Source organism: Microbacterium sp. CGR1 (assembly GCF_051062835.1).
Classification (GTDB): domain Bacteria; phylum Actinomycetota; class Actinomycetes; order Actinomycetales; family Microbacteriaceae; genus Microbacterium.
On record NZ_JAOTPG010000002.1, the window covers coordinates 41,507 to 59,628 of the forward strand.

Here is an 18,122-nt window from a genome sequence, read left to right on the forward strand (position 1 = left end):
ACTCATTCGTTTTGATCCAGGGAGCACCGTGACCGAGCCGACGCCTGCCGACACCGCCACCTCTGAGACGTTCACGTCGCGTCGCCACCAGATCTCGGTGAGCGGGAGCACGCTGGCATATTCCGCGGGTGCCGGCACGGTAATCGTCCGCGACGACGAGCAGCGACTGCTCGCGAGCATGTTCTATACCTCGTACATCGCCGACCGCGTCGACGGCGACCCCGTGCGCCCCGTGACGTTCCTCTTCAACGGCGGCCCCGGATCTGCGAGCCTATGGCTCAACATCGGCGGTTTCGGCCCGAAGCGCACCCCCACAAACACCCCGCAGGCAACCCCTCCGGCGCCCTACCTCTCGGGCGACAACCCGCACACGCTGCTCAGCGCGTCGGATCTCGTGTTCATCGACGCCCCCGGCACCGGCTATTCGCGGTTGCTCGGAGACGCCAAGGAGTCCGAGGTCTTCGGCGTCGACCAGGACGTCGACGCCTTCGCCAAGGCGATCACCCGCTGGCTCACGATCACGAACAGCTGGAACGCCCCCCGCTTCCTGTTCGGCGAGTCGTACGGCACGACCAGGGCGTCGGCGCTCGTGCACCGCCTGCAGAACCAGGGACTCGACTTCAACGGCGTGGTGCTGCTGTCGACCGTGCTGAACTGGGGCGAAAGCAACCTGGGCGGACCGCGCGAGTACATCAACCTGCTGCCCTCGTATGCGGCGACCGCCTGGTATCACGGCAAGGCGCGCACGACGCACAAGGCGCTCGATCCGTTCCTCGCGGATGCCCGCGAGTTCGCGCAGGGCCCCTTCGCCGAAGCTCTGCTGCGCGGCGACCTGCTTCCCGACGTGCAGGAGGATGCGGTGGCCCAACAGCTGAGCGCCCTGATCGGGCTCGACGCCGACTACCTGAAGCAGCACCACTTCCGCATCGGCATGGAGCAGTACCGCTATGCGCTGCTCGCCGATGAGGGCAAGGTCATCGGACGCTTCGACACCCGTTTCACGGCCGAGCACCAGTACGTCGTGGGCAACGGCTCGCACGACCCCGCGACCGATGATGCCGCGACAGCCGGGGTGAACAGCGCCCACCTGTCGACGTACCGCACCCATCTGGTCGATGACATCGGCTACACGAGCGAGCTGCACTACCGGCACCTGCACAACATGCCGATCGCCCGGGCCTGGGACTGGAAGCACAAGGCGCCGGGGATCGACGCTCCGCAGCTCGTTCCCGATGTCTCGCTCGATCTCTCGGCAGCGGTTCGACGCAATCCCAACCTCAAGGTCTACGTCATGGGCGGCTTCTACGACCTGGCGACGCCCTTCTTCGGTCCGGAGCTCGACGTCGCTCACCTCTACCTCGCGCCGTCTCTACGCGAGAACATCCGCTTCACGTTCTACGAATCCGGTCACATGACGTTCGTCGACGAGCGAGCGGTCGAGCGGATGAAGAGCGACCTCGACGCGTTCTACCTCGACGCCACCGCCCGCTGATATGCGGCGCGTGGGTCCCGTGGAGTACACCGCGCGCCTCGAGGAGCTGCCACTGCGCCGCTCCGACGGCGGCGCGCAGGGCACCGTCTCGGCGTTCAGCTACGTCGTCGACGGCACGCCCACTCGCCCCGTGCTGTTCCTCACCAACGGCGGCCCGGGGGTGTCGTCGGTCTACCTGCATCTCAGCGGCATCGGCCCGTGGCGTGCGCGGATCCCTCTCGACCCTGTGGCCGACGGCTCCCCGCCTTACGGAATCGAGGCGAGTCCATCGACGATCCTCGATGTCGCCGACCTCGTGTTCCTCGATGCCCCGGGAACCGGCTTCGGCTCGTTCACCGAGGGCGCGGATGCATCGGCCTTCCGTTCCGTCGAGGGCGACGCCGACGCGATCTCCGTCGCGATCTCCGAGTGGGTGAACCGTCACCGCCGGTGGGACTCTCCGAAGTTCTTCCTCGGCGAGAGCTATGGCACGCAGCGCGCGGCCTTTCTCGCGACCACCGCACACGGTGTGGACACCGCGCCCCTCGCCGGCATCGCGCTGCTCGGACAGGCCGTGAATATCCAGGAGACCCTCGACAGGCCCGGGAACGTCGTCGGCGCGCTCGCCAACCTGCCCTACAAGGCGGCCACCGCGTGGTTCCACGGCGTCGCCTCGCGCGAGCACTCATCGGTCGACGATGCGATCGACGCCGCGCTCGACTTCGCGCGCAACGACCTGGCACTTGCGATGCTGCAGGGTGATGAGATCTCGGCATCCGCGCTTTCGGAGACAGCGGCGAGGCTGTCCGACATGATCGGCATCCCGACGCAGGAGCTGATCGATTCACGACTCTGGATCAGCAAGCAGGACTTCCGCGCACGGCTGCTGCCAGGCAGCTCGCTGGGAGTCACGGACAGTCGCTACCGGTCGCGGGCCGGGGATCGTTCGCGGGGAGAGGGGGATATCGACCCGTCTGATGTCGCGCTGTCGCCGCGGTACGCCTCTGGACTCGCACAGCTGCTGGCCACGGCTTTCCCCCACTCCCCTGATCGTCCGTATCGGATCGTCGACCCCGAGGCCGGCAGGAACTGGACGTGGGAAGACGAGGGCAGCGCGCGGTTCATCGCTATGGGCCGCCCGTCGCCGTTCCACACCTATCCGTACCCGGCACGGCTCTCGCAGTGGATGACACAGATGCCCCGGTCGCGGCTCTTCATCGGAACCGGGGTCTACGACTCGCTCACGACCGTCGGCGCGGCCGACCACCTGCTGCGCCACTGGAACCTGCCGCGCGAGCGTACAGAAGCCCACCGCTACGAGGCCGGGCACATGATGTACAGCGACGCCGATGTCTCAGCCCGGCTCAACGCCGACCTCCGCGCGTTCCTGCAGCGCTGATGCGACAGCAAGGACACCGCTGGATGAGAGGGTGGGGTAGACGGGGAGAAGCGGAGAGCCGGAGCGCGCACGGTGGCCGCATGGAGTCAGTACGAGGGCGAGCAGAAGGCCACATGCAGGTCACAGCCGACGTGCAGCGGGCTGTCAGGGCGCCCACTCAGGGCGGGTCGGCCACGGCCACCGGCGTGATGGTGCTGCACGATGCCAGGGCAAAGACCCTCCGGGCTGCGGTGCAGCGCGTGCTCGATGGTGAATCGCTGCGTGCGATCTGCAGAGGACTCAGATGACGAGCCGCACCCACCCCGGGCCGGGCTCGGGTTGGACCACGACAACCCTGAAGCCACTAACACTGAGGCCCGGCCCGGCTGACCCTTCATAGGAGGCACACAGTAGACCGTGCTCGGGACGAAGCGGCCTGCAGTATTGACGAGGGCAACCCATGGGCGACTCAAGGCCGTATTAACTGACGCTGCGCGCCGCACCAGCCCAGAGCGCTGCGCCGAACTACTTACTGGGTGGCGTCGCGCGTAGTGGTCAGTGCGGGGTCGTGCTTTCAACACCTTGGCGGTCTGCCACGCACCCGCTCCGGCAGCTAAAAGACCACCAACGAGCGCTCCCAGAAGAGCCGCCCACACTTCCGTCACGCTGAGTGATCTGACTGGTGGTGCAGAACGCGATCACCACCGCTGACCGCGCGCCCCCGAGATAATCTCGTGACGAACTTCAGGATCAGTGTGAATCTGGCCTGAGGCGTGCCAGACGACTGCCAAAATGTGGACATGACATCAACGACGTGCGGATACTGCGGCAGGCTCACTCACATGACACTGCAAGTCAGCCACATCCACCAACGCACGATCGGTCCGTTTCATCTGAAGAACATGGCCGGAACGATCCCCGCACGCACGATCTACACCGCGCAAGGCGCGTTCTTGTGCGACAACTGCGCACGAATGTCAGTGGCCTTCGGAGAACTGCCGAACGATGTGCACCCGTCGAACACCCCGGAGATCTTCGGACGGACCGCCTTGACCTGGCACCCGCTCAAGGCTCAGACCCCCAGCTTCTCCGACGTGCCCGAACACATAGAGCAAGCTGCGAAGGAGGCACACGTTGCCTTCGCAGTCGGAGCGCCCATGGCCGCGATACTTATGGCACGCACTGTTGTCGAAGCCTCAGCGAAAGCGAAAGGCATCACGTCGGGTCGCCTTGTGCAAAAGATCGACGCACTCGCCGAGCAGGACTTCATCCGCGGCAGCACCAAGGATGCCGCGCACGAGATTCGACACTTCGGGAACGACATGGCTCACGGGGACATCGAGGCTGCACCTTCCAAGGACGACGCAGCTGAGGTTCTAGCGCTCATGGATGAGGTCTTGAACGAAGTGTTCCAAGGACCCGCTCGGACTGCGCGCATTCGAGCACGGCGTGAGTCGCCCGCTGCCGAGCACGAAAGCCAAAAGAAGGCAGATGACAACACCCCACCACAGGCGGGCATCATTGGCCGGGCCTGGTAGCCCGTTCTGCGCCTAGCAGTGCGGGAGCCAGGACGCTCTCATCAAGCGACTGAGTGAGATTTGCCTGATCGGCCCCTTCAACCTGCGCTACCGTCGAGGGGTAGGGATTTTAGGTGGCTAGCTAGCCCGGACATATCTGGATAGATGTACGAGCGCCGATAGCCGAAACGGCTCTCCATAACCTCGCGAATCTCGCGCTTCGCTTCGGCGGAGATGCGGAAGCTGAACGTCGGCGCGAAGTTACGTGCGTTGTATCGAGGCTTGGCCGTCGACTGGAACATCTTCGCGTATATCGATGCAGAAGCGAGCAGATCGTTCCGCCTCCAATACGTGCTTCCCTCGATCTTGAAGTACGGCGCAAGCTTCGAGGACGTGATAGGTACCCCGTCAAGGATGAACGCGGCGTTCTGAGCAGAGATACGCGGATCGTATGCCGGTGGCACCCAGACACGACGTCGGGCACCGGTCCCCCACTCGAACAGTTGCCGATCGGCGTTCGTCTCCAACAAATGCCAGAACGGGTCGCGCGCCGCGCCAAGGTCATCCAATGAAAGAGCCGAGTCAGGCGGCTGTTGCTTCCCCTCGCGGCTTACCGGCTTGGTGGCTAGCGCAAATAGACGAGCGTCATCGCTCTCGGTCGTCGCATCGAGTTCGATAGCGAACCACGCGCCGATGTAGGGATTCTTCGTCACATCAATTAGGCGCGTCGGTCCACCGAAATGCTGCACTCTAGCGAATGTCTCTAGCGCTGAGAGGTTGTCGAATCTCCAGTCACTGCGTGCGATCCGGAGAACCTCGCGCTCAGCGGCGACCATCTGATCCTCATCTGGATAGGGCTGCGGCTCCGTCGGTCGCTCCGCAGGCGGCACGACGCCATTCACCTCCATCAGATGTCTGTAGAGGTAACTGTGTAGCCCCCAGTCGGCGCTTCTGACTCCGCGCCACACAAGCGGAAGTTCAGGAGTCTTAGATATGAGCTTGGTGATAGCCGCATGCAGATCGTCGAATGACTCGATGACCTCTTCTGTCGCCTGGAAGTAACTGCGCGGCGAATCCATCACATCCGAATACGGGCCTTGGGGCGGACTGGGCTCGTCGAAGTCCCCCGGACGGGTCAGCGCGGGCATGTTTTTCAGTTGACGCGCGAGTGCCGTTACTACCTCAGCGGAGGGAAGCATCGCGCGGTTGTAGGCCTCGATGCCTAAGGCGAATGTTCCGGCACTCTTGGCCACTTGTTCTTGCATAGACCTGATCGCGGGCGCGAGGGTAGCCGCCATTTGCTCCCGCATTCCGCGAACGGCTTCGCTCCCCAGGAGTATCGAGTTGATGAAAGCACCATACTGATCCGTCGTGAACCCGCTCGGAGTGGAGGGTCCAGACGCGAGGTCGTCAGCGTTGACCTCTTCCGCTCCGAGGTCGGCCGCTGACGGCGTGGATTCATCGCCCGGCGTGTCGTCACCCTCGGGTTCGTTCTTGGTCATAGTTGAGGCTAGCGCGTGGAGGCATCACGATATCGGTGATAAAGATCTCTGACTTCGTCTTCGACGTGCTTGAAGGCTCGATCCTCGCCGTCGACGCGGAGCCCTTCGCAGACATCGTCGCCGCTTGCAGTGTGAGCCTGAATGGGAATCTCCGCACTGCGCCCACGTCGCTATGATCTGACCATGAGTCTGCCAACGGCGTACCTGACTAGCACCAAGAACACTGCTGACATCCTCCGCGCGATGCAAGCAGCGCAGGCACCGGATCGGTTCACGATCAAATTCTTGGAAGGCCTTGGATACGCGGGCAGCAACGATCGCGCGATGGTGAACGTACTGAAAGCGCTGGGAATGCTCAACGAGTCGGGCATTCCGACCCGGCGGTACCACGAGTATCTCGACCAGACTCGCTCCGAGGTGGTGCTGGCCCAGGCAATACGAGAGGCGTACAGTGACCTATTCAAAGTGAACAAGAACGCCAACACCATGACGTCGACTGACGTCCGAAACAAGATGAAGACGTTATCCGAAGGCGCGTATACAGACCGCGTGCTAACCCAAATGGCAGCTACCTTCGCCGCACTGGTGAAGATGGCGGATTTCAACACTACGAGCCTGGACGAGGAGCAAAGTTTGGTCGGCGACAGCGCCGAGGATGAGGTCGCACTTGACACGCCGGAACGCCGGGCTCCGGGCAGGGGCGGCAACGGTAGGCAGGCGATCGGCGACTTGGTCTACAACATCAACATTCATCTGCCTGAGTCGCGCGATCCCGCGGTCTACGATGCACTTTTCAAGTCTCTGAGAGAGCATCTGGGCTGACCGTGGACGATCGGCTGTATAACTTCGTCTACCGCGGCATGCTCACTGAGGAGGCTCTAGACGCAGCAGGCCGTCCCGGCCGCACTGTCTTCAGCGCCACGGAGGCAGACATCGAGAGGGCGCTCAGTCTCGAACTCTTCGACCCAGACATGCTCGACGCCGCGCGTCTGATGTCCGTTTTGTATGCCGCCATAGCCGCGTTCGAACACTCCGTTCGCAAGTTTGTCTCCAGAGTTCTGATTGACGCGTTCGCGGAGGATTGGTGGGATGAGGGCGTTTCCAAGAAGATTCGCGAGTTTGCGGAGAGCCGCAAGAATGACGAAGAGAAGACGAAATGGCACGGCGTGCGAGGGGAAAACCTCCTGAGCTACACCGAGCTGGGCCATCTGCCAAACATCATGCAACAGAACTGGGAACTGTTCGAGCCGTATGTGCGGCGGTTGGACTGGGCAACGTCTATCTTCGGCACCATCGAGCGCTCCCGTAATGTCATCATGCACAGCGGAAATCTCGAGATGCCGGACGTAGAGCGGATTGGCATACTGATGCGCGACTGGAACAAGCAGGTCGGCCTTTAGCGGAACGCTGCCCCGTCAACTGAAGCGATGGGTCGGTCGCCGGCCGGATCAGGTTGATGTCAACCGTCAAACTGTCCCGAGTAGGGCTCCTCAGCTATACATAAGTGACTAGCGAGGCGCAACCAAGTTCTTCTGGGTCTTCGCAACCGCGTTCGCCGACCGGCGCGCTCTTGCACCCTGCTCAATCAGAATCCGCTTCGCCGGACAGCGCCATACAGCGGGCTCCGCGCCCTCAGCCTTTCAGCCGGTCGAGCGCCAAGGCAGCGAGCGCGGCCGCCTGATCGGCCAGCACCGAGTCGTCGAACACGACGTGCGGCGAGTGGTTCGGTGCGGCCGTCTCGAGATCGACCTCCGCGGGCGTCGCGCGAAGGAAGAGGAAGACGCCAGGCACCTGCTCGAGCACGTACGAGAAGTCCTCCGACCCCATCACCGGATTCGGGGTCTCGCGCACCCGCGCCTCGCCGAACAGCCCGGCAAGCGTCGAGCGCACGGCGGCGACAGCGCTCTCGTCGTTGACGGTCGGCGGGCAGAGCACGGTGGTGTCGACCTCCGCGGTGCAGCCGTGAGCCGCGGCGATCTCGCGGGCGAGCACCGGCAGCTCCTCCTGCACCCGCGCGCTGCTCTCGTGCGAGAGCACCCGCACCGAGGCGACGAGGGTCGCGGTGTCGGAGATGATGTTGCGGGCGGGACCGCCCGCGTGCACCTGGGTGACGCTGAGCACGACGGGGTCGAACACGTCGAAGCGTCGTGTGACGAAAGCCTGCAGAGCCGTCACCAGCTCAGCGAGTGCCGGCACGGGGTCGCGGGTGAGGTGCGGCGCCGAGGCATGGCCGCCCTGACCGGTGATGGTCACCTCGACCTCGATCGCTCCGGCCATGAGAGCACCGACGCGGGTCGAGAAGATCCCGTACTCCCCCGGCACCACATGAATGCCGAAAGCCGCGACAGGGGTCGACCCGGTGAGCTCCAGCAGACCCTCGTCGATCATCCGCTTCGCACCGTCGCCGATCTCCTCACCCGGCTGGAACATCAGCAGCACGTCGCCGTGAAGCTCCTCCCGACGGGCGGCCAGCAGGTGAGCGGCGCCGATGAGACCGGCGACGTGCAGGTCGTGCCCGCACGCGTGCATCCGCTCTCCCGAGGCTGCGTAGTCGAGTCCGGTGTCCTCGGTGAGCGGCAGGGCATCCATGTCGGCGCGCAGCAGCACCGTCGGGCCGGGGTGCGCGCCGCGAACGACCGCGGCCACGGAGCTCAGGCCGGTGCCGCACCGTGTCTCGAGCTCCCACGGTTCGAGGGCGTCGAGCACTCTCTGCTGAGTTCTGGGCAACGCGAGTCCGAGTTCGGGGTCGGCGTGGATCGCGCGGCGCAGGGCCACGAGTTCGGGAAGGAGGCCCCGAGCATCGTCGAGCAGGGTCATTCAGTGTCCGATCGAGTGGAGGAGGCTGTCGGTTCCCGCGTTCTGGATGCGCGGGATCGCGGCGACGAGCGCCTGGGTGTACGGATGCACCGGGTGCGAGACGATCGCGTCGGCGTCACCGTACTCGACGATCTCGCCGTTGCGCATGACCGCCGTCGTGTCGGCGATGTAGCGGACCGCGGCGAGGTTGTGCGTGATGAACAGCACCGAGAGCTCGAGCTCGCGCTGCAGCTCGCGCATGAGGTTGAGCACCGCACCCTGCACCGAGGCGTCGAGGGCCGAGGTGATCTCGTCGGCGATGATCAGTCGCGGTTTCACGGCGAGGCAGCGTGCGATGGCGACGCGTTGCCGCATGCCTCCGGACAGGCTCGACGGATGCAGCTCCGAGACCCCGGGCTTGAGCCGGACGAGTTCGAGGAGCTCCTTGACTCCGGCGGCGCGAGCGCGCGCGTTGCCCGCTCCGTGAGTCGCGAGGGCCTCATCGAGGGTCTCTCCGACCGACATGCGCGGATTGAGCGAGGAGTACGGATCCTGGAAGATCATCTGTACGTCGCGGGCATGTGCACGGCGATCGCGGCGGCCGACCGCGAGGTCTGTGCCGTCGAGCAGGATGCGCCCCGAGGTCGGCTTCTGCAGCCCGGCGACGGTGCGCGCGACGGTCGATTTTCCCGAACCCGACTCGCCGACGAGCCCCACCGTCGTGCCGTGCGGCACGGTGAGCGACACGTCGTCGACAGCGTTCACGGCGTGGTGGCCTCGACCGAACGTGACCACGAGGTTCTCGATGACGAGATCAGCCATCATGCACCCGCCTTCTCGAAGGAGTCTTCGTGGACGCCCGCATCCTGATCCTGCGGATGCCAGCACGCCACACGTCCGGAGCCGTGGGCCACGAGCTGCGGCGTCTCGGTGCGGCACACCTCGGTCGCGAAGGCGCAGCGTGGTGCGAATCCGCATCCCACGACCGGCAGCGAGAGATCCGGCGGCTCACCGGGGATCGTCGCGAGCGGAGCGGTGCGATCGGTGTCGAGGTCGGGGAGCGACTCGGCGAGCGCCCGCGTGTAGGGGTGCGCGAGGAGCTCGGGCTCGGCGAGATGACGCACGTCGACATCCTCGACGATCCGGCCTCCGTACATCACGAGGATCCGCTGGCACAGCTCGGCGAGCACCGCGATGTCATGCGACACGACGATCGCGGCAGCGCCCGTCTCCTCGCACTCTCGACGCAGCAGAGCGAGCACGCGCTGCTGCACCGTGACGTCGAGGGCCGTCGTCGGCTCGTCGGCGATGATCAGTCTCGGCTTGCCGATCTGCGACATCGCGATCAGTGCGCGCTGACGCATGCCTCCGGAGAACTCGTGCGGGAACTGCTTGGCACGGCGGCTCGGATCGGTGATCGACACGGCCGCGAGGGCCTCGACCGCCGCGGCATCGGCATCCTTGCGCGATGCGCCCTGGTGCACCCGCGGAACCTCGGCGAGCTGCGTGCCCACGCGGAGCGCGGGGTTGAGCGCGGTCAGAGAGTCCTGGAAGACGACGCCGACGCGGGTACCGAGCTTCTTCGCCGCACGTTCGTCCGAGAGACCCGCGAGCTCCTCACCGGCGAAGCGGAGCCGCTGCGCACTGACCGCGGCACCTGCCGGCGCGAGCTGCGCGATCGCCATCATCGTCACGCTCTTGCCGCTGCCCGATTCGCCGACGACGCCGACGATCTCGCCGGGGGCGATGCGGAACGAGACGTCCTGCACCGGACGAACCCAGCCGTGCTCGCCGGGGAACGAGACGCTGAGACCTGCCACTTCGAGGAGCGGCTCGACGTCGTCGGTGGGCTCCTCCGCGACGCCCGTCGCATCGACGCGGGTCGGATCGCCGAGTTCGCGCGCCGAGAGCGTGCGCGCCCGGCCTCGACCGCGCATGTGCGAGGCGAGCGCCTCACCGAACATGCCGAACATGATGCCGGCGACCACCACCATCACGCCGGGGCCGACGATCGCCGACGGTTGGCTGTAGACCTGCTCGAAGCCCTCGCTGAGCAGGCGGCCCCAGTCGTACTCGGGTGGCTGCACACCGACCCCGAGGAAGCTCAGGCTCGACAGCGCGAGCAGCCCGCCGCCGATCGAGAGCGTCACGTTGACGATCACGGGTTCGGCGATGTTCGGAATGATGTACCGGGTGAACTGACGCGTCTTCGACACACCGAGCAGGCGGGCCGCTGCGAGATACTCCGAGCCGCCGACGCGAGACGACAGGGTCTGCGCCAGACGGGCGAACGACGGGGTCATCGTCAGGGCCAGCGCGATCACCGCGGTCGTGGATCCGGTGCCGAGCAGGATCACCGTGAGCATGGCCACGAGCAGCACCGGGAACGCGAGCCAGGTGTTGATCACCGACCCGAAGAGGCGTTGCACGCGGGCACCCGCGACCACCGGCAGCGCGCCGAGGATGAGCCCTGCGACAGCACCCATCGCGGTCGCCGCCAGCGCCATCACGAGTGACAGGCGCGTCGCCACGAGCGTGCGCAGCAGCAGATCGCGGCCGAGCGCATCGGTGCCGAGCAGGTGCTCCGCACTCGGAGGCTGCAGCAGGTCGGCCGGAGACGGGGTCTCGGCCTCCGTTCCCCAGAGCATGGGAGCGATGACGGCGAGAAGGGCGAAGATCGCGATGAAGGTCAGGGAGATCAACGCCATCGGTGACTGCAGCAGCCAGGAACGACGCCGGTGTGCGGAGGTCATGCGGTCTCCAGAATGGTCGTGCGACGGTCGAGGACGGCGAGGACGACGTCGACCAGCAGGTTCACGACGAGGATGATCGCCGCGTAGACGATGGCGAGGCCCTGCACGATGCCGTAGTCCTTCGTGAGGATGGCCTGCACGAAGGCGCTGCCCATGCCCGGCCAGTTGAAGACCCGCTCGACGAGCACGCTTCCGGCGATCATCGTCGCCAGCAGTGCGCCGCCGAGAGTCAGTGTCGCGGTGAGCATGTTCGGCAGCGCGTGCCGGAAGTAGATCATCGCGGCGGGCAGCCGCTTCGATCGCGCGGTGCGGATGTAGTCGTCGGTGAGCACGTTCATCGCCTCGACACGGGCGATGCGCGACAGAGAGGCCGAGGCGCCGAGAGCGAGGGCGAGGACCGGAAGGATGAAGGACTGCGGCCCGCTCATTCCGGCGACGGGGAGCAGCGGGATCGTGATCGCGAACACCATGAGCAGCACGACGCCGATCAGGTACTCGGGCACGGCGGCGAAGAAGCCGGTGACCGAGGTGAAGGCAAGCTCGACCGGACGGCGCCTGTTGCCGACGGTCAGGATCGCGATCGCGAGCCCCAGCGGAATGGCGATGAGCAGGATCACGATGAACGCGATCCCCGCGAGCTGCACCGTCGCGGGGAGCCGGAACTCGACGAGCTCGTTGACCGATCGCCCGGTGATGAGAGAGACGCCGAGATCGCCCCGAAGCACGATGCCCGTCAGGTAGTCCCAGAACTGCACGATCAGCGGATCGTCGAGCCCGAGCTGCGCGCGGCGCTCAGCCACCACGGATGCCGGCGCGGTGGGGCCGAGCGCGGCCCGCACCGGGTCTCCGCCGGCAGCGCGCAGCACGACGAATGCCGCCGTCACGATCACGAGCATCGCGATGAGCATCCGGCCTACTCGCCGAAGGAGGAAGGGGACCCAGCGCCCGCCGCCGTGGCGACCACCCCGAGGGGTGGCCACCACGACGGTCTTCGGCCGCGTCACGATCTGCGACGTCATACGGTCACTCTGTCACGCGGATCGTGGTGGGAGCGAGGATGCTCTTCGACATCCCGAACTCCACTCCCACGCCGTAGAAGGTCGACGTCGACGAGTAGACCGGCAGCACCTCGAGGTTGCTGAAGAGCGAGTCCTGCGCCGCCTGCCACGCGTCGCACGAGTCGGCGCCGGCGAGTGCCTGAGCCTCGCCCACCAGGTCGAAGTACTCCTGGTTGGCGTTGTAGGTCCAGTTGCCGCCGTTCGGCGGGAAGTCGCCTCCGAGAATTCCCGCCCAGTCGCTCGGCAGACTCGTGAAGATCGGCGCCCAGACGATGTCCCAGTCGCCACCCGAGAAGATGACGTCGGTGTACGCGGCCGAGGGGGTCGGCTTCGCGTCGACACCGATCTTGGCGAACTCGGTCTGCAGCAGCTCGATCGCCGCGGTGACTCCCTGGCTCTCCGACGCCGGGTAGAGCATCAGGATGGAGAGCGGCTTGCCGTCTTTCGCGCGGATGCCGTCGGCACCCTCGACCCAGCCGGCCTCGTCGAGTGCGGCCGCGGCCGCCTCGACGTCGTACGACGGGATCGCCGACGAGCTGTCCATGGTCGTGCACGCGGCGCCGAACTCCGACACGAGTGTCGTGATCTGCTCTCCGCGTCCTGCGGACGCGACGGGGCCGACGGCCTCGCGGTCGACAGCCTGAGCGAGCGCCTCACGCACGGCGAGGTCGTGGCCGACACGTCCCTCGGCCTGGTTGAAGAAGATCAGACCGGGTCGCAGCGGCACCTCGAGCTCTGTCGCGAAGTCGGTCGATCCGAGACGATCACGCTCGCTGCCGCCGACCTCGGCGATGTTCGCCTCGCCGGTCTGCAGCAGGTTCGCCGCCGTCGAGTCGCTCTCGATGATCGACACCTCGACAGTGGCGGGAAGACCCTCGGTCTTGCTCGTCGTGTCGTCGACGCCCCACGCGTAGTCGTCGCGCAGCGCGAACGTGTAGGACTGTCCAGGAGACGAGTCCTCGAGCGAGTAGGCACCCGTGCCGTGCAGCTCGGTGTCGAGCACCGAGGGGTCGGCGAGTCCGGAGGCGCACACGATCGGCAGCGCGCCGATGGTCTCCGCGAGGAAGCTCTGGGCGTTCGCACTCGTGAACGTCACCGTGTTCGCGGCGTCATCCGCCTCGATCGTCAGCCCCTCCGCAGGGAAGTAGACGCCCTTGTACGGAGAGCCCGTCTCATCGGCCGCGGCGTACTCGAATGTCGACTTCACGTCGGTCGCGGTGAGCGGTTCGCCGTCGACGCAGAGGATGCCGTCTTTCAGAGTGAACTGGACGGTGGTGGTGGTGGCCTCCCACGAGTCCGCGAGCAGCCCCTTCGGCTCTGCTCCCGTCGGGTAGAAGAGCAGCGACTCGTATCCGAACGTGGACACGGACTCGCTGGCGTTCGTCGCGTTCGTGATGGGGTTCAGCGTTCCTGGATCCGACTGCACGGCGAGCTTGATCGTCTGCGGCCCCTCTCCCCCGGGCTGCGCCGTTGCGGCACAACCGGACAGGGCAAGGGCCGTCACGCCGACGGCGGCCGCGGCGACAATGCTGCGTCTCATGGTGTCCTCTCTCACGGGTTCCGCGGGGTGCGGTTCAACCCAATTGAATGTTATGAATTGCTTTTTATAGGTTCGTGTCAGCGGTGTTTCGGGTTTGTAACTGATCACGAATGGTCGCCGATGAGGGCAGCGGCGCCCATCACCGACTTGAGCTCAAGAAACTCCTCGAAGCCGTGAACGCCGCACTCCCGGCCGATCCCCGACTGCTTGTACCCCCCGAAGGGCGCACCCACGTCGAGTCCGGCGCCGTTGATGCCGACGGTGCCCGTTCGCATGCGCAGAGCGACATCGAGGGCGCGTCGAGGATCACTCGACCAGACGCCGCCCGACAGCCCGTACACGCTGTCATTCGCCAGATCGACAGCCTCATCGATCGTGGCGTATGGGGTGATCGTGAGCACCGGTCCGAAGACCTCCTCGTGGAAGATCTGCATCTCGGGTGTCACATCGGTGAAGATCGTGGGCTGCACATAGGCGCCGCCTGCCGTCGGTTCGACGATATCGAGGCCGCCGGTCAACACGCGTGCGCCCTGCATGATCGCTGTCTCGATGTGGCCCTGCACGCGATCGCGCTGCAGCGCCGATGCGACCGGCCCGGTGGCCGTGCCCTCGTCCTTCGGGTCACCAGGAGCCCAGCCTGCAGCGGCCTCGACGGCGGCAGCCTGCCACGCCTCGACGAGCGGAGCCGGAACCAGGACGCGAGTCTGTGCGGCGCAGGTCTGACCGGCGTTGGCGAAGCAGGAGGCGAGCACCGACCGCACCGACTCCTCGAGCGGAGCGTCATCGAGCACGATGGCCGCCGACTTGCCACCCAGCTCAAGCGCGACCTTCTTGATCGTCGCGGCCGCCGCTCTGGCGACACTCTCGCCGACCGCGCGAGAACCCGTGAACGTCACCATGTCGACGCCGCGGTGCGAGACCAGCGGAGAGCCGACCCCCGCCCCGTCGCCGTGGACGATGTTCACGACACCAGCCGGCAGCTCGATCTCGCGGAGGATGTCTCCCACGATCGCCGCATTGAGAGGTGCGACCTCGCTCGGCTTGAGTACGACGGTGCAGCCGGCGAGGATCGCCGCCCCGACCTTGAGCATGATCTGGTGCAGCGGGAAGTTCCACGGCGTGATCGCGGCGACCACCCCGACGGGCTCGGCGATCACGAGCGAGTTCGACACGGACTCGCGCTCGACATGGGCGCGCGCCGCGTCGACGAGCTGCGCGAGATCGGCGATCGCGACCCCGACCTGCGCGGCTCTCGCGAAGGCGATCGGCGAGCCCATCTCGGCGCTGAGCGTCGATGCGAGTCGTTCACGGTGACGATCGAGTCCCGCAGCGAGAGCCTCGACATGGGCGATCCGCTCCGACATCGGCGTGGTCGACCAGGGGCCGAAGGCCGATACGGCCGCAGCCACCGCCCGGTCGACATCCGCGGCGTCACCGGCCACGACGGCACCGATCACGGTGCCGTCCGCCGGATCGATGACATCGATCGAGGCGCGCCCTTCGGCATCCTCTCTGATGCCTGCGATGTCGTGGCCGATGATCATGTCAGACCCCTGCCCGCTCGATCAGGTGCGATCCGGGCGCGAGCGGCGCCGGGCGCGGCACCCCTTCATGGATCAGGTGCCACGGAGAGGGGAACTCCCCCACCGGGACGTTGATCAGGATCGGCTCGTTCGCGGGGATCGCGTCGGCGAGCACGCCGGCGAGCTCCTGCGGGGTGAACGCCTGGGCGGAGCGGATGCCGAACGCGTCGGCCAGCACGCCGTAGTCGGGGTTCGTCAGGTCGCTCGCGAAGTAGCGTGCGCCGTAGCGGTTCTTCTGGATGCGACGCACGTTGCCGTAGAAACCGTCGTGGAAGACGATCGTCACGAGCCCGAGACCGTAGCGCTTGGCGGTGGAGAGCTCCTGGAGCGTCCACGAGAACCCGCCGTCGCCGTTCACCGAGACGACCACCCTCGACGGGTCTGCAGCCTTGACGCCGAGAGCCGTCGCGAAGCCGTATCCCAGCGTGCCCTGGTAGCCCGGGCCGATGTAGGTGCGCGGCTGGTACGCCGGGTAGCAGGCGCTGGCGGCGTAGCCCACCTGGGTGAACTCGCTGACGAAGACGCCGTCGTCGGGCAGTGCGGCACGGATCGTCGAGAGGTACTCCCGCTGCGGAGCGATGTCGTCGAACTGCTCACCGACCCATGCACGCACCCGGGCGAACTCGCTCTCGCGAGAGCCGCGGGTCGCGCGCCCGACCTCCGCGGCGAGCGCCGAGAGTGCGAGGCGGGCATCGGCATGGAGCTTCTGCACGGCGGCGCGAGGAGCGCCGAGATCGGCCTCCTCGGCGTTGACGAGGATCACCGGAGCACCGTTGGTGTCGACCTTGGTGCCAAATGTCGAGACGAAGCGCGTGCCGACGGCGAGCACGAGGTCTGCGTCCTCACGGAAGGCGCGGAGTGCGAGCGAGTCGAAGGCGAGACGGTGACGGGCATCGAGCGCACCACGTCCGTTCTCAGTCATGAGCACCGGAGCCTCGAGCGCTTCGGCGAGCGCCTGCAGCGCGACGGACGCGTTCGAGGCGAGCACTCCGCCTCCGACCACGATCATCGGACGCTCGGCGGCGGCGAGCAGGGCCGCGGCAGCCCTGATCTGCTGCTCGTCGGGCACGAGCGGGGCGGCGACGACGTTCTCGGCGGCGACGGCCCTCGACGTGGCGGCGAGCACATCCGGCGGCACCTCGATCGCGACGGGACGCGGGCGGCCGCTGCGCAGCTGCACGAACGCCTCACGCACGAGTCCGGGGATCTCGTCGGCCGACCGGGCGGTCCCCGTCCACTTGGTCAGGCGCTCGAGGATGCCGGTCTGGTCCGGCAGCTCGTGCAGGGCACCGAGTCCTCGGCCGATCGCCTTCGAGTCGATCTGTCCGGCGATCAGCAGCATCGGCGAGTTCGCCGAGTACCCGGTGGCGACACCCGACAGGGCGTTGAGCACTCCGGGGCCGGGGACGACCATCGCGACGCCGACCTCTCCGGTGCTGCGCGCATAGCCGTCTGCCATATAGGTCGTCGCCTGCTCGTTGCGTGCGCAGATGAAGTCGACCTGATCGGTACGGGACTGGAGCGCGTCTGCGGCGGCATCGAGCTGCACGCCCGGAATGCCGAAGATCGTCGAGACACCCTGGTTGATCAGGGAGTCGGCGAGCAGATCGCCACCGGTGGGGTCGGTCATCTGGTTCCTCTCATGAGCAGCATTGCGAGATTGACTGTATTAGATACATTCAATTACTGCAAATAAGAGATTTCCCCCGTGTCACGTCCTCGCCGCGTCACGCGCTCCCTAGGATGTGAAGGATCCGCTCCACATCCCCGATCTCGACCGAAGGACAACCGTGGCCAACACCCAGGACGATGCACGCACCTTCCAGCGTGTCGCGCCGGCACAGTCCGTGGCAGACAGGGTCGTGAGCGAGGTCGAGGCCATGATCAAGGCCGAAGAGCTCACCCCCGGCCATCGGATCGGCACGAGGCAGGAGCTGTGCGAGCAGTTCGGTGTCGCGCCCGCCACCCTCGGAGAGGCCCTCCGCGTGCTCCGCGCCCGCGGTTCGGTCGACCTCCGCCCCGGCCCCGGCGGCGGCATCTTCGTCGCCGACCAGTCGCCGCTCATCCGACTCGCCCACAGCGTGCTGCGGCTCCGCCAGACAGGCGCCCCCGTGCACGACGTCGTCAAGGTGCTCGATGCGCTCGACGAGGCCGTCATGGGAGACGCCGTCGTGCATCGCACCGACGCCGACATCGCCGACCTCGATGCGCTGATGGCCGAGATCGCCGACCATTGGCACGACCCGGTCGAGGGCCTGCACGGCAACTGGCGCCTGCACCGACGCATCGCGGAGATCTCCCCGAACGCGGTGCTCCGCACGTTCTACCTCAACCTCGTCGACTACATCGAAGGCGAGACCAGCGGAAGCACCGACGACGCCGACCTCTCGGTTCCGGGATTCCGTCCCGACACCGACGAGCGTCTGCACATCCACACCGCGCTGATCGAGGCCATCCGCTCGGGCGATGTCGAAGCAGGGCGCAAGGCCGTGCTCGACCACCGCACACTCGGGCGCTGACCGCT

The 18,122-nt window shown here is 66.4% G+C and carries 15 protein-coding genes; 7 read left to right on the forward strand and 8 right to left on the reverse strand.

The window, feature by feature from the left end:
* The first annotated feature begins 28 nt into the window (after positions 1-28).
* From OD997_RS15175 to OD997_RS15190, 4 genes are all read left to right on the forward strand, one after another.
* Positions 29-1,492: a S10 family peptidase gene (locus OD997_RS15175; protein ID WP_434332419.1), complete on the forward strand. Its 1,464-nt coding sequence runs from the start codon at positions 29-31 to the stop codon at positions 1,490-1,492.
* Positions 1,493-1,511: 19 nt separating this feature from the next.
* Positions 1,512-2,870, forward strand: coding sequence for a S10 family serine carboxypeptidase-like protein (locus OD997_RS15180; protein WP_434332420.1), 1,359 nt, complete (start codon positions 1,512-1,514; stop codon positions 2,868-2,870).
* A gap of 113 nt (positions 2,871-2,983) precedes the next feature.
* Positions 2,984-3,157 (forward strand): hypothetical protein, encoded by a 174-nt coding sequence (locus OD997_RS15185; RefSeq protein ID WP_434332421.1) that lies wholly within the window; start codon positions 2,984-2,986, stop codon positions 3,155-3,157.
* Between the two features lie 534 nt (positions 3,158-3,691).
* Positions 3,692-4,387 (forward strand): DUF4145 domain-containing protein, encoded by a 696-nt coding sequence (locus OD997_RS15190; protein ID WP_434332422.1) that lies wholly within the window; start codon positions 3,692-3,694, stop codon positions 4,385-4,387.
* 77 nt (positions 4,388-4,464) lie between these two features.
* On the opposite strand, the gene OD997_RS15195 is transcribed toward OD997_RS15190, so the two are convergent.
* Positions 4,465-5,868 carry an FRG domain-containing protein gene (locus OD997_RS15195; protein WP_434332423.1) on the reverse strand — a complete coding sequence of 468 codons (1,404 nt, stop codon included), beginning with the start codon at positions 5,866-5,868 and terminating at the stop codon, positions 4,465-4,467.
* Positions 5,869-6,051: 183 nt separating this feature from the next.
* Between OD997_RS15195 and OD997_RS15200 the strand changes: the two genes are divergently transcribed.
* On the forward strand, positions 6,052-6,690 hold the full coding sequence (locus tag OD997_RS15200) for a DUF5343 domain-containing protein (RefSeq protein WP_434332424.1): 639 nt from the start codon (positions 6,052-6,054) through the stop codon (positions 6,688-6,690).
* 2 nt (positions 6,691-6,692) lie between these two features.
* Complete coding sequence (locus tag OD997_RS15205; protein WP_434332425.1) at positions 6,693-7,268, forward strand: Swt1 family HEPN domain-containing protein; 576 nt, start codon at positions 6,693-6,695, stop codon at positions 7,266-7,268.
* 232 nt (positions 7,269-7,500) lie between these two features.
* On the opposite strand, the gene OD997_RS15210 is transcribed toward OD997_RS15205, so the two are convergent.
* The 7 genes from OD997_RS15210 to OD997_RS15240 all read right to left on the reverse strand — a co-directional run bounded on the left by OD997_RS15210 (position 7,501) and on the right by OD997_RS15240 (position 17,228).
* Positions 7,501-8,685 carry a M20 metallopeptidase family protein gene (locus tag OD997_RS15210; protein ID WP_434332426.1) on the reverse strand — a complete coding sequence of 395 codons (1,185 nt, stop codon included), beginning with the start codon at positions 8,683-8,685 and terminating at the stop codon, positions 7,501-7,503.
* Positions 8,686-9,489, reverse strand: a complete 804-nt coding sequence (locus tag OD997_RS15215; RefSeq protein WP_210097358.1) for an ABC transporter ATP-binding protein — start codon at positions 9,487-9,489, stop codon at positions 8,686-8,688. It abuts the gene before it with no gap.
* Complete coding sequence (locus OD997_RS15220; protein ID WP_434332427.1) at positions 9,486-11,417, reverse strand: dipeptide/oligopeptide/nickel ABC transporter permease/ATP-binding protein; 1,932 nt, start codon at positions 11,415-11,417, stop codon at positions 9,486-9,488. The genes OD997_RS15215 and OD997_RS15220 overlap by 4 nt, the downstream gene beginning before the upstream one ends.
* A complete protein-coding gene (locus tag OD997_RS15225; RefSeq protein ID WP_434332428.1) occupies positions 11,414-12,436 on the reverse strand; it encodes an ABC transporter permease in 1,023 nt (340 codons plus the stop codon). The genes OD997_RS15220 and OD997_RS15225 overlap by 4 nt, the downstream gene beginning before the upstream one ends.
* Positions 12,437-12,440: 4 nt before the next feature.
* Positions 12,441-14,015, reverse strand: coding sequence for an ABC transporter substrate-binding protein (locus OD997_RS15230; protein ID WP_210097355.1), 1,575 nt, complete (start codon positions 14,013-14,015; stop codon positions 12,441-12,443).
* A gap of 104 nt (positions 14,016-14,119) precedes the next feature.
* Positions 14,120-15,559 (reverse strand): aldehyde dehydrogenase family protein, encoded by a 1,440-nt coding sequence (locus OD997_RS15235; protein ID WP_434332429.1) that lies wholly within the window; start codon positions 15,557-15,559, stop codon positions 14,120-14,122.
* A 1-nt stretch (position 15,560) separates the two neighbouring features.
* Positions 15,561-17,228 (reverse strand): thiamine pyrophosphate-dependent enzyme, encoded by a 1,668-nt coding sequence (locus tag OD997_RS15240; protein ID WP_434332430.1) that lies wholly within the window; start codon positions 17,226-17,228, stop codon positions 15,561-15,563.
* 160 nt (positions 17,229-17,388) lie between these two features.
* Here OD997_RS15240 and OD997_RS15245 point away from each other — a divergent pair, with 160 nt between their 5' ends.
* On the forward strand, positions 17,389-18,117 hold the full coding sequence (locus OD997_RS15245; RefSeq protein WP_434332431.1) for a FadR/GntR family transcriptional regulator: 729 nt from the start codon (positions 17,389-17,391) through the stop codon (positions 18,115-18,117).
* Positions 18,118-18,122: the final 5 nt, after the last annotated feature.

Coding starts and splice junctions, on each gene's coding strand:
- OD997_RS15185 (WP_434332421.1), top strand. CDS start 2,984: ATGCAGGTCACAGCCGACGTGCAGCGGGCTGTCAGGGCGCCCACTCAG.
- OD997_RS15190 (WP_434332422.1), top strand. CDS start 3,692: ATGACACTGCAAGTCAGCCACATCCACCAACGCACGATCGGTCCGTTT.
- OD997_RS15195 (WP_434332423.1), bottom strand. CDS start 5,868: ATGACCAAGAACGAACCCGAGGGTGACGACACGCCGGGCGATGAATCC.
- OD997_RS15200 (WP_434332424.1), top strand. CDS start 6,052: ATGAGTCTGCCAACGGCGTACCTGACTAGCACCAAGAACACTGCTGAC.
- OD997_RS15210 (WP_434332426.1), bottom strand. CDS start 8,685: ATGACCCTGCTCGACGATGCTCGGGGCCTCCTTCCCGAACTCGTGGCC.
- OD997_RS15215 (WP_210097358.1), bottom strand. CDS start 9,489: ATGATGGCTGATCTCGTCATCGAGAACCTCGTGGTCACGTTCGGTCGA.
- OD997_RS15220 (WP_434332427.1), bottom strand. CDS start 11,417: ATGACCTCCGCACACCGGCGTCGTTCCTGGCTGCTGCAGTCACCGATG.
- OD997_RS15225 (WP_434332428.1), bottom strand. CDS start 12,436: ATGACGTCGCAGATCGTGACGCGGCCGAAGACCGTCGTGGTGGCCACC.
- OD997_RS15230 (WP_210097355.1), bottom strand. CDS start 14,015: ATGAGACGCAGCATTGTCGCCGCGGCCGCCGTCGGCGTGACGGCCCTT.
- OD997_RS15235 (WP_434332429.1), bottom strand. CDS start 15,559: ATGATCATCGGCCACGACATCGCAGGCATCAGAGAGGATGCCGAAGGG.
- OD997_RS15240 (WP_434332430.1), bottom strand. CDS start 17,228: ATGACCGACCCCACCGGTGGCGATCTGCTCGCCGACTCCCTGATCAAC.